This window comes from Streptomyces sp. NPDC048269 (assembly GCF_040652395.1).
Lineage (GTDB): Bacteria > Actinomycetota > Actinomycetes > Streptomycetales > Streptomycetaceae > Streptomyces.
In genome coordinates this window covers 39,103-50,077 of record NZ_JBEZLW010000045.1, presented here as the reverse complement: position 1 = coordinate 50,077, position 10,975 = coordinate 39,103, and the positions used below count along the sequence as shown (strand labels likewise).

General features: G+C 67.9%; 10 protein-coding genes. 7 read left to right on the top strand and 3 right to left on the bottom strand.

The window, feature by feature from the left end; translation table 11 throughout:
* The 5 genes from AB0D48_RS31090 to AB0D48_RS31070 form a co-directional block, all read left to right on the top strand.
* On the top strand, positions 1-1,317 hold a 1,317-nt coding region (locus AB0D48_RS31090), incomplete at its 5' end, for an amino acid permease (protein WP_362404405.1).
* Positions 1,318-1,658: 341 nt separating this feature from the next.
* A complete protein-coding gene (locus tag AB0D48_RS31085) occupies positions 1,659-2,564 on the top strand; it encodes a LysR substrate-binding domain-containing protein (RefSeq protein ID WP_362404402.1) in 906 nt (301 codons plus the stop codon).
* Between the two features lie 201 nt (positions 2,565-2,765).
* Positions 2,766-3,629 (top strand): PhzF family phenazine biosynthesis protein, encoded by an 864-nt coding sequence (locus tag AB0D48_RS31080; protein WP_362404399.1) that lies wholly within the window; start codon positions 2,766-2,768, stop codon positions 3,627-3,629.
* 233 nt (positions 3,630-3,862) lie between these two features.
* Complete coding sequence (locus tag AB0D48_RS31075; RefSeq protein WP_362404397.1) at positions 3,863-4,819, top strand: hypothetical protein; 957 nt, start codon at positions 3,863-3,865, stop codon at positions 4,817-4,819.
* Between the two features lie 282 nt (positions 4,820-5,101).
* Positions 5,102-5,533 (top strand): GNAT family N-acetyltransferase, encoded by a 432-nt coding sequence (locus AB0D48_RS31070; protein WP_362404394.1) that lies wholly within the window; start codon positions 5,102-5,104, stop codon positions 5,531-5,533.
* Between the two features lie 961 nt (positions 5,534-6,494).
* Here AB0D48_RS31070 and AB0D48_RS31065 read toward each other — a convergent pair.
* Positions 6,495-6,977: a VTT domain-containing protein gene (locus tag AB0D48_RS31065; protein WP_362404391.1), complete on the bottom strand. Its 483-nt coding sequence runs from the start codon at positions 6,975-6,977 to the stop codon at positions 6,495-6,497.
* 376 nt (positions 6,978-7,353) lie between these two features.
* Here AB0D48_RS31065 and AB0D48_RS31060 point away from each other — a divergent pair, with 376 nt between their 5' ends.
* Together AB0D48_RS31060 and AB0D48_RS31055 are read left to right on the top strand one after the other, a co-directional pair.
* Positions 7,354-7,683 carry a hypothetical protein gene (locus AB0D48_RS31060; protein ID WP_362404388.1) on the top strand — a complete coding sequence of 110 codons (330 nt, stop codon included), beginning with the start codon at positions 7,354-7,356 and terminating at the stop codon, positions 7,681-7,683.
* On the top strand, positions 7,668-8,165 hold the full coding sequence (locus AB0D48_RS31055; protein ID WP_362404385.1) for a DUF6262 family protein: 498 nt from the start codon (positions 7,668-7,670) through the stop codon (positions 8,163-8,165). The genes AB0D48_RS31060 and AB0D48_RS31055 overlap by 16 nt, the downstream gene beginning before the upstream one ends.
* Positions 8,166-8,414: 249 nt before the next feature.
* On the opposite strand, the gene AB0D48_RS31050 is transcribed toward AB0D48_RS31055, so the two are convergent.
* Together AB0D48_RS31050 and AB0D48_RS31045 are read right to left on the bottom strand one after the other, a co-directional pair.
* Complete coding sequence (locus AB0D48_RS31050; protein WP_362404382.1) at positions 8,415-9,230, bottom strand: PEP/pyruvate-binding domain-containing protein; 816 nt, start codon at positions 9,228-9,230, stop codon at positions 8,415-8,417.
* A 35-nt stretch (positions 9,231-9,265) separates the two neighbouring features.
* The gene (locus AB0D48_RS31045; protein ID WP_362404380.1) at positions 9,266-10,972 is read right to left on the bottom strand and encodes a PEP-utilizing enzyme; all 1,707 of its coding nucleotides are present in this window, start codon (positions 10,970-10,972) and stop codon (positions 9,266-9,268) included.
* Positions 10,973-10,975: the final 3 nt, after the last annotated feature.

Sequence of the window (10,975 nt, the reverse complement as noted above, 5' to 3'; positions counted from 1 at the left end):
TTCCTCGGTGCCGGCGGCCGCCTCGCCGAGGCCGGCCCGTCGTTGTTCGTCGCGTACGCGGTCTGCGGCGTCTTCGCCTTCCTCGTCGTCCGCGCGCTCGGCGAACTCGTCCTGTACCGGCCCTCGTCCGGCGCCTTCGTGTCGTACGCCCGGGAGTTCCTCGGCGAGAAGGGCGCCTACACCGCGGGCTGGATGTACTTCCTGAACTGGGCCACGACCGGTATCGCCGACATCACCGCGGTGGCCACCTACACCCACTACTGGGGCATGTTCTCCGACATACCCCAATGGGTGATCGCGCTGATCGCCCTGGCGGTCGTCCTGGCGGTCAACCTGATCTCGGTGCGGATCTTCGGCGAGCTGGAGTTCTGGTTCGCGATCATCAAGGTCGGCGCCCTCGTCGTCTTCATGTGCATCGGCATTTTCCTGCTGGTGACCCAGCAGCCCGTCGGCGGTCACAACCCCGGTCTGTCCGTGATCAGCGACAACGGAGGTGTCTTCCCCAACGGTCTGCTGCCCATGCTCCTGATCACCCAGGGCGTCATCTTCGCCTACGCCGCAGTCGAGCTGGTCGGCGTTACCGCGGGTGAGACCGAGAACCCCGAGAAGATCATGCCCAAGGCGATCAACTCGATCATGTGGCGCGTGGGGCTGTTCTACGTCGGCTCGGTCATCCTGCTCTCGATGCTGCTGCCGTGGAACAAGTACGTCGCCGGCGAGAGCCCCTTCGTGACCGTGCTGTCCAACATCGGTGTCCCCGCCGCGGGCGGCGTGATGAACCTTGTCGTCCTCACCGCGGCCATGTCCTCGCTCAACTCCGGCCTGTACTCGACCGGCCGCATCCTGCGCTCCATGGCGATGTCCGGCTCGGCGCCGAGGTTCACGAGTGCGATGAGCCGCAGCCAGGTTCCCTACGGTGGCATCCTGCTCACCACCGGTATCTGTGTGCTCGGCGTCGGCCTCAACTTCGTCGTGCCGGCGGAGGCGTTCGAGATCGTCCTGAACTTCGCGGCGATCGGCATCCTGTCCACGTGGGGCATGATCATGATCTGCCACCTGCTCTTCTGGCGGAAGGCGCGGCAGGGCGAGCTGACGCGTCCTGGCTACCGGCTGCCCGGCTCGCCTTGGACCGAGATCGTGACCCTCGGCTTCCTGGCCTCCGTTCTGGTGTTGATGTACGCCGATGGCGGGGCCGCACGCACCACCGTGCTGTGTCTGCCGCTGATCGTCGGGGCCCTCGTCGCCGGGTGGTTCGGCGTGCGCGGCCGGGTGGCCGCCATGCGCAGGGCAGCCGAGGACGCCCAAGCCAGGCCGTGACCTCGACGGCGATCGGGGACGGCCCGCCAAGGCATCAGTGGGCCGGGACATCACCTGCCTGATGCGGGCCGTGCCGCCAATCCGCCCGGGACGCATTCAAGCGTGACCTCGTAGCGCTTTTCAATGGCCGGGTGGTCGCCTTACGATCCGACCGCGCCCCAGAGAGTCCTGGCCGCCGCGCATCCCTCGCCCCTACGGCACCCAGCCCTAAAACCGGCGGCGCTGATCCTTGAGATCGCCGTCCTCACCCCGAGTCAACCGCGAGGCGTAGCGTGGCATTCACACTCTACGCGTCCGGAACAAGCTCTCCCACGAGAAAGCCAGCTGTTTCAGGCGCTGCCATGTTCGATCTTCACCGGCTCAGACTTCTCAGGGAGCTCAAGCACCGCGGCACGCTGGCCGCCGTTGCCGCGGCCTTGTCCTACAGTCCATCCACCATTTCTCAGCAGTTGTCGCTGCTGGAATCCGAGGCCGGCGTCCAGCTACTGGAACACGTCGGTCGGCGGGTACGCCTCACCCAACAGGCGGAGATCCTCGTTGCGCACACCGAGGCTGTCCTGGAGCGGCTGGAACGCGCGGAGACCGACATCGCGACATCCTTGACCGATTTGACCGGAACACTCCGCATCGCTTCCTTTCAGAGTGCGGCGCTGGCCCTGGTCCCCACCGCGTTGAACTTGTTGCATGCTGCTCATCCGCTGCTGCGTGTCCATCTCACTCAGATGGAGCGGGAAAGCGCCCTTTCTGCTCTGCTGGCGCGCGACTTCGATCTGGTCATCGACGTGGAGTACCCCGGTATTCCCGGTCCACGGCCGGCGGAGGTGGAGCAGGAGGAGTTGTGTGAGGACACCCTGCATCTGGCTCATCCGGCCATTGGGAGCGTGGCCGACCCCATGGAGGCTCTTCTCAGCCTGGCAGGACAGCCGTGGGTCATGGAGCCCGAGGGAACCGTCGCTCGCCGTTGGTCGATGGCATTGTGCCGCGAAGCAGGCTTCGAACCCGACATCCGTTACGAGTCCACCGATCACTTCCTGCATCTGCGACTCGCCGAACAGGGTCATGCGGCCGCACTGCTTCCGGGCTTGGCCTGGCACGGCCGCCCCCTGACCGTCCCCATACAGCCACTGCCACGGGCTCATCGCAGGCGCAGACTGTTCACTGCCGTGCGTCGCGGAGGCGGCCAGCACCCCACCATCAAAGCCGCCCGGCAGGCACTGCTCCAGGCCGCTGAGCGGCTGGTGTTGTGACCGCATGAGCCGCGGGGGCCCCGGCTGGCTGCGCCCGAGCGCGGCGGCGGCGCGACGGATGGTGCCCGGGCAGGCGCAGCTGACGAACATCCGCAGCAACGACGTCTGTAGATCGTGGTCGGAGGCCATAACCGCAGCTAATACGGCCCCTGGTCAATTGGGTAGTTCTGTCTGAAGGAGCGAATCATTAGCGTCAGTCCCATGCACTACTTCCATGTCGATGTGTTCAGCCCTCGGCCCTTCAGCGGCAACAGTCTCACCGTCTTCCCCGACGCCCGTCAGCTCAGCAGCGGCCAGATGGCATCCATCACCAGGGAAATGCGCCACTTCGAATCGATCTTCCTGTCAGGTGAGGACGCGGAAGAGGGGACCTGGCGGGCCCGCGTCTTCGACCTCATCGGGGAACTCGACTTCGCCGGCCATCCTGTGATCGGGGCTGCTTGTGTCCTGCACGCGCTGCACGGCAGTGACGACAGCGAGACATGGACCATGAAGTTGAAAGCCCGCACGGTGGAGATCACCACGCATCGTCATGGTCCTGGGCGGTACTCCAGCGTGCTGGATCAGGGCGCCCCCTCCTTCCTCGGTCAGCCGGACCGCAAGGACCTGGCGTCTTGGTTTTCGCTGAATGACGAAGACCTGGATGCGGATCTCCCGCCCGAGGTGGTCTCCACCGGTCTGCGTTACCTGGTGCTGCCGGTGCGCAGCGGCGCACTTGAACGGGCCCGGATCGCTTTCGATCTCGACACGGCGCTTTCCAGCCTCGGCGCACAGTTCGCCTATCTCCTCGATGCCGAGGCCTTGGAGGCACGGCACTGGAACAACGACGGCATCGTCGAGGACGTGGCGACCGGAAGTGGCGCAGGATGTGCCGCCGCCTATCTGCGCCGCCACGGCCGCATCCGCGACGGGGAAAAGGTGGTCCTGAGACAGGGCCGGTTCACCGGCCGTCCCAGCCAGATGACGATCAGCGCGCAGGGCCCGAGCGGGGACGTTCGCTCGGTACAAGTCGGCGGCGAGGTCTCGTTCGTCGCGACTGGACGTTTGGAGGAGCTGCCGGCATGAGCGGGGTGCTGGACTACTTCAGGCCCGACCTCATGTGCGCCTCGGTGGGATATGGAGGCGATGTGCCTTAACCGGTGGCGTCCGTTCTCGCCGACCAGCAGGGACAACGCCGTCGGCAAAGCGTTGGTGATATCGCGGAACAATGTCACCCGTTATCCCGTGGCGGGATATTTGCATGGTAACGGTTGGGAGACGACGGTTGTTATCCATGGTGGACGACATAAGGTGTCCACGTGTCTATTATCTCCCGTCGGCCAAAGCCGCGTTTGCTCCCCGAACTCGATGACCAGGAACTGGGAAAGGCTGTGAGACTGCTCGTTCGGCTGCCGACACCGAACATGATCGATATTCAAGTGGGCGCCATCGCAGCGGTCGTAGACGCTGCCGACGCACAAAGGGACTGGGATCGGAAAGCCCACCGTCTGGCGATTCTGGGATCCGTGGTAGCCGGCGGTCAGCTGCCCGAACAATGGCTGAGGCGTCAGCCGAACGACGGAGAGGCGCTCCTTTTCAAGGCGTGGGTGGATGTCGTCCGAGGTCGCCTCAGCGGTTCGATATCAGATGCGGCGGCGATCGCGAAGTCTTGTCACCGGGTGGCGGCGGATAATCCGGAGGACCCCACGCCGTGGGTTCTATTGGTGGCTTTGTATCGTCTACTTCGGCGACCTCTTCCGGAAATGGCCGGGGTGTGGAGCGAGGTGGTCGAACGAGACCCCTGGAATCGCTACGCGTACATGGAAATGCTTGATTACCTCTCGCCCGAGGAATGCGGTTCGCATCTCGAGTGGATGGAATTCATCGAGACGGTTCGGGCTCGGACGCCTCCCGATGCGCCCACGGCAGGCCTCGAGCTGACAGCGGTGGTGCGGCGTTACGTGAAGCTGGTCCAGGGCGGCGGCGTGCAGGCTTTGCTGTCCCGCTCCGCATGGGCACAGCCATGGGAGACCGGAGCGTTGGAGCGGGCATTCAGGCTCTGTCTCAGCCCCGGGTTCTTGCAGCAGGCCTCCGCCCTCGCCGATCTGAACACACTTGCCTACGCGCTGGTGGAGGCGGAGCGCTTTTCCGAAGCGACAGTCGTCTTCCAAGCCCTCGAAGGTGTGGTGACGTCGTGGCCGTGGTCGACATCAGGAGATGCCGTGCAGCGATACACCAAAGCAGCCGAACGTGCCAGACGGCGCCAGGCGGCCTGAATGCCGCCAGTTCGGATCCTCAGGTCGAGAACTGCACTGTCGGACGCGGCAGGACTGCCTCTCCTCGTCGGCGTCTCGGCCGCCAACACCCCGGACATCCAAGCGCTGTGGCCGTGCTCCCGGGCACAACGTGAACCGCGCCCCGCATAGACAGGATTACCATGCTCAGATTCCTAGGCATCGGAGCCGATCCGATGTCTATCAGAGCGCAACAGTACGAGCCGGCGTTGGATGTCGAATTCCGTGATGGTTTGTCGGCTGCTTGGATTGGATAATTCACTCATGGAAATTGAACTTCCTGTCGGATATGAAATATCCACGGACCCCGCACGCCTCGACCCCGAGCTGATCCACCAGTGGCTGTCGCAGGACTCCTACTGGGCCGTCGGTCGATCGAGAGAGAAGCAGGACCTGGCGATCGCCTGTTCCCTCAACTTCGGCGTCTACGACAACGCCTCAGGCGCCCAAATTGGCTACGCCCGTGTTGTCACTGACGCGGCCACCTTCGCCTGGTTGTGCGACGTGTACATCGCACGCGACGCCCGTGGAAGGGGCCTGGGAACCGCTCTGGCCGCTGCGGTCCGGGACCATCTTTCTCCTTACGGCCTGCGTCGAATCCTGCTGGCCACGGCGGACGCGCACACTGTCTACGCCAAGGTGGGCTTCGCATCACTGGAAAAGCCGGAAAAGTGGATGACGCTCGGGGAGCAGTGAGCCCCCAATCACACTTCGGCGCGGCCGGGCGCCGAGATGACGGGTGCAGAGTGGAGGGCCAACCGGCCGTTGTTGCCCGGGTCGACCTGGCTTCAGCGGCGGGGTGGACAGCCTGGGGGCTATTGCCGTCGCCAGATGCTGGACGCGATCCGTAACCGAGTGCCGGGCGGGGTCGCCTGGCGGACATGGCCCGCGGCTTCCGCGCCCGGGGCATGCTCTACGCCGCCGCGCTGCCCTGTTCCGCACTGTCGCGAGCACGGGCTGATCGTCAAATCGACGACCGGCTCCCCAGCAGGGTCCATGAGCGCGATGGCCGTGAGACAAGCCCGCACAGCTCATCGACGCGAGGAACGCCGGTGCTGACCGTAGCCAGGCTGGCGGGATCACCACCCGGTGAGCGCGTTGTCAGTCCCGCCCCGCCGGTGCACCGCTACCGCGCTGCGAGTGGTGCATCGGCGTGTCCCCGTACCAGGCATGCCCGTGGAGGGGCCGGGCGGATGCGCCGGTGTAGCCGATCCGGCCAAGTTCACCGATTTTGGGTGCCTGCCCCATCGCCCTGCCCATTGAGTCGGAGAAGGTGCATTTAACAGACCAGCCGCGGTAGCCGGTCAGGTAGCACTGGTCAGGGGCTTGACCACGAGGCTTCGACGCCGGATACGTCGGTTCAGAACGCCAGCGATTCCTGAGCCTTGACCAGGTCCGTCGTCATCGGGCAGAGGGGTCAGGAGCTCCTGGCCGTCCTGCTGCAACACGGTCCTGGACCAGCGACCCGCGGCGGGTCTGCACCAGCACCCGGCCACCGGGGCCGGCCGGGTGGACAGCAGCGCCCGGTGCCCGTCCAGCTTCTTGCTGGTACGCCGCCCCCGCGCGCCGCGCAGCCGGACCCGGGACCGACTCCGCGGCCTGCGCCGGCATCGGCGCAACCGGCGGTCTCAGCGTCACCCCCGGACAGGGGACGGGCTCACGATTCCTCGGCCACGGGGTCACCGGAGGGCAGGCTCGCCCTTCTTCTGCGGTACATCACCACCCCGCACGCCGCGAGGAGCAGGACGGCCACGGCGGACACCCCGAGGGCCGTCCGCTCGGCGAAGAGCCTTCCCAGCACTTCGAGCACGCCGAGCCCCGCGGTTGCGTAGATCAGCGCCCAGGCCGCTCCGCCCACGAACAGGGCGGGGAGGTAGCGCGGCAACGGCATGCGCATGCTGCCCGCGAGGAGGTTGGCGGCGGTCTGGAATCCGACGGTCAGGAAAGAGACGGCCACCACCGGCGCGCCCCACCGCTGGATCGCCCGCTCGGCGCGCCGGAACTTCGCCGAGGAGGTCCGCTCGGCGAACCTGCTACGCCGGGCACCGGCGCCCGCAAGCCACCCGACGGTGAACGTCCCTCCGGCGCGGAGCAGGACAATGACATACAAAGCCCCGGCCGTGAGCGCGATCCTATCCACGACGCCTCGTCCCGAGCTCCGGGCCGGAACCCGGGACGCCCGTCACCCCAATGGCCGTCCCGCCCCCAACGGGCGCACGACGGCACACTAGCCCGGTCACCATTTCTCCACCTGCGCCCTGCCTCTGCCAGTTCCGTCCTATGGGTTGCCACCTGCGGCACTGGAACACGAACCTGCAGCCAGGCAAGGTAAGCCTAACCGAGCGCTCATATGGGGGTACAGGGTGCCGGGCTGCCGGAGGAACCACAGGCGGGGTCAGTGAACCTGGTCGGCTCACCAACGTTGGGCCGGAAATTTGTCGTTCGGCCTAGTCAGCCTGCCGGTCGGCCATTACACGGCCACTGACATTGATACTCGTACGCGGGTTCCGGTGGTCGTGGCTCTGCCACTGACTGACGCCCTGCTGGGCCTCCTCTACCAGCGGCGCAAGGCCGAGCAGTGGCGGTCGCTGGCCGAGCGCGCCCCGGACGACGCGACCGCGGACTACCTCCACCAGGTCTTCGAGCCGACCGCCCGCGCCATCGGGGGCCTGGAGAAGGCCCTGTCCGGCCTCGGTCTGCTGGACGAAGCCCTGGCCATAAACCTGCGCAGGCCGCCGCAGGACTACTTCCAGCGCATGTGGTCCCTCGCCTTCCGAGCCACCGGCCTGGCCGCCCTCGCCCACGACGACCACGACGACCTGGAGGACACGTGGCCGAAGGACTGAGCGCCCCCAGAGTTCCGTCGGCCCGCACCGCCGAAGCGCTCGCCGCCCGGCAGCGCAAAACAGACGCGGCCCTGCAGCGGATCAAGGACACCCTCCAACGGCTGGCCGGGACCAGAACACCGATCACCATGGCCGCCGTCGCTCGCCAGGCGGCCGTCTCCCGCACCTTCCTCTACGAACACGCCGACGCCAAGACCCTGGTCAGCGGGGCGATGAGCCGGGCCGCCGACCGCCGCTTCCAAGACCGCAGGGACGAGCAGGCCGCTATGGAGGCATCCTGGAGCGAGCGCGCGCTCAACGCCGAGGATGCCCTCGAGGCCGCAAACGCCGAGATCCTCGCCCAGCGCGAACAGATCGGCGACTTCCTTGGCCAGATAAAGGACCTGCAGACGCAGTGGACCGAGGAAGACACCGTCCGGATCACTACTGACAACGGCACCTTGAAGAGGCGGGTCCGACGGCCGCGGAGAACAAGTCGCTGATCGGCAATCTGGCCGCAGCCCGCGACGACGTCCGGTTCGCCGACAAACCGATCGCCGAACTCGAAACCCGGATCCTCGAACACCAACGGTCCTGAGAAGCCGTATCTCAACCGATCTTGGAACGTGTACGTCGAACAGGGGTCCTGATCCTGATCACCTTCGACGGCCGACTCTCAGCGCCCCGTCAGTAGCCCCAACCACCACAGCAGTCCATGATCGTCCCGAGCTGAGGTGGCGGCTCCGCAGGGGTCAGTGCGGGGGCACGGCCCCGGTCATCGGCCGGCGCTGGAGCAGAAGGAGACGGTCGGCGACGAAGGCCCACTCCAGGTCCTGCGTCCCGCCGAAGACCTGCTCGCAGTGGGCGGTGAGTTCCCGCAGGCTCTCCAACCGTGTCTCGTCGAGGCAGAGTCGGTGGATTCGGTCGGCGGGGACCGGGACCTGGCTCGTTCCGCCGGCCAGCGCGGGCTCCACGGCCAGGTCCTTCATGCCCGCCGTGCGCTCGATCACCCGGCCGTCGCGGCGGACCCGGTAGTGATCCGGTACGACCAGGCCGCTGACCACGGCTTCGCCCAGGCCCCAACTCGCCTCGATCACCAGGACGTCGGAGCCGTCGAGGGGGTCTCGGGAGAACAGGACTCCGGCGCACTCGGGTACCACCAACTCCTGTACCACCACTGCCACTCTGGGCCGGCCGGGCAGCCCGAGCCGCTCACGGTAGGCGAACGCGGCGGCCGAGTGCGCCGAATCTCTCACCATTCGGACCGCCTCGGTCAGCCCGTCCGGACCCCGTACGTTGAGGCAGGTGAGGTGCTGTCCGGCGAAGCTAGCCGCGGCCGAGTCCTCGCCCAGCGCGGATGAGCGCACGGCCAGCCCGCCGTCCTGCAAGTCGGCGGTCGACAGCTGCAGGGCGGCGAGCGCCTCGTCGTCGCCTGCTGCGACGGCGTCGACAAACAGCCATTCCAGGGCGATTCCTTCCGGTACCGGTAGACCCGCCCGGGCGGCGGCCGCGAGCTGCGAGGACTTGCCGCCGTACCGGCTCTTGTCGGTGGCCAGGCGGAGCGGCACGGGGGCGGACCATGTGCTCGGCGACAGCGGACCCGTCATCGGACCACCGCCGCCTCTCCGGCCCGGCCGTCGACCCGCACCCAGGCGCCGTCGGGTATCACCGCCGTGGCATCCGTGCATCCGACGACGCCGGGGATGGCGAACTCCCGGGCGACGATGGCGGCGTGGGAGAGCGCCCCGCCGCGATCGGTGACGATCGCGCCGAGCAGTGGCAGGACGATGTTGAAGGCCGTGGTGGTCGCGTCGGTGACCAGGACGTCGCCGGGCTGGATGCGGTCGAACTCGGGCACGCCGCTGATCACCCGTGCCGTGCCCTCGTACACGCCCGGGCTCGCGCCGAGCCCGTGCACGGTCCGCTCCTCGGTCCGGGCTGCCGGGTTGGTGAACATGGCAAGGACGATGGCTGCGAGGGCGCGTTCCAGACGTGCCGCGCCGGGCGGCAGCCAAGCGGGCGGCAGCGGGTCGCCCGGCGGTGGACCCAGCATCGGCGGCGCGTCCGCGTACCGGGCGTGGTCGCGGTAGTGCGCCCGGGCGGCGAGTTCTGCGGCGTCGGGCCCGGAGCCCGTACGGACCAGGGCGCGCAGCTCGGCGTAGCCCGCCTCGGCCAGGTGGGCGGGTGCGTGGATCCGGCCCTGCTCGGTGAGCCGTCGGCCGGCCGCCAGGATGGCGCGCCGGGTGAGGCCGATGGCCGGCAGGTCCGCGCACGACCCGCGCTCGTCGCGCAGCCGGGAGACCAACCGCGCCTCGGCGAGCAGCTCGTCGAAGCGGGAGCGGTGCGGCGCGGGTACGGCGTCGCGAAGGTCGGCCGCCGCGTCGGCGCGCTGGTCGGCGCGGGCGTCCGCCTGGGGGCTCGTCAAGGAGGAGACCGCCGAGCGAATGGCCGCGAGCACGACGGCGGGCAACTCCGCCACGCAGGGATCGCCCACGTCCTCGCCATTGACGGGGCGCCAGCCCGCCGTCTCCAGGTACTCGGCGAGGGCGGTACTCGTACGTCCCGCGACGGCCCCCAGCGCCGCCAGCAGCTCCTGGGGTCGCGCCGGGGAGGCGAGCAGCTCGCTCGCCCGGGGGTCCGCTGCTACGGCGGCGGCCAGCTCGGCCAGCTCCTCCCGGTCCGCCAGCGGGTCGGGGCTCGATCCGGCCAGCGGGGCCAGGATCTCGCCGGCGGTGCGCCCGGTCCACTCCTGACAGTGTGCGAGCAGATCGCCCATCGGCAGCAGTGCCGGCATGTTGAACAGGTGGTGCATGTAGCCGGCTCGGCGCTGGTGCTCCCGGCACCGGTCGAGGTACGCGAGCAGACTGCCGGTATCGAGGAGACCGGGCTCGACCTGCTGTAGTTCGCGCCGCTCGCGCTGTAGCCCGGGTCTGACCTCCTCGTCCCAGCGGCGCAGGTCCTCGCGCCACAGCTTGTGCTCGAAGACGGTCGCACTGGTCGCGAGCCTGGTGCGGATCTCGGGATGATCGGCGGCAAGGCGTTCCCAGACCTCTCTCGGCGGGTGGTCCGTGGCGTCCGGCGGGGCTCCCAGCGGCTGGGGATGGTAGTAGCAGAAACCGTTGACGAAGGCCCAGTCCAGCCGTTCGAGCAGCGACCCGTACCGGCGGAGGCTCTCTCCGAAGCCGCGGTGCATCTCCTCGATGAAGATCTCGGCGTGGAACCTGGTCACCGGGCGGGTGAAGTGGGTCGGGTCCAGGAACCAGGTACCCGGCCCCGGTGGAGCGAAAGTGCGTTCCGTGGCGATGCTCATGGC

Excerpts from the sequence above, each read along its gene's own strand:
- AB0D48_RS31085 (WP_362404402.1), top strand. The coding sequence starts at position 1,659 with ATGTTCGATCTTCACCGGCTCAGACTTCTCAGGGAGCTCAAGCACCGC.
- AB0D48_RS31080 (WP_362404399.1), top strand. The coding sequence starts at position 2,766 with ATGCACTACTTCCATGTCGATGTGTTCAGCCCTCGGCCCTTCAGCGGC.
- AB0D48_RS31070 (WP_362404394.1), top strand. The coding sequence starts at position 5,102 with ATGGAAATTGAACTTCCTGTCGGATATGAAATATCCACGGACCCCGCA.
- AB0D48_RS31045 (WP_362404380.1), bottom strand. The coding sequence starts at position 10,972 with ATGAGCATCGCCACGGAACGCACTTTCGCTCCACCGGGGCCGGGTACC.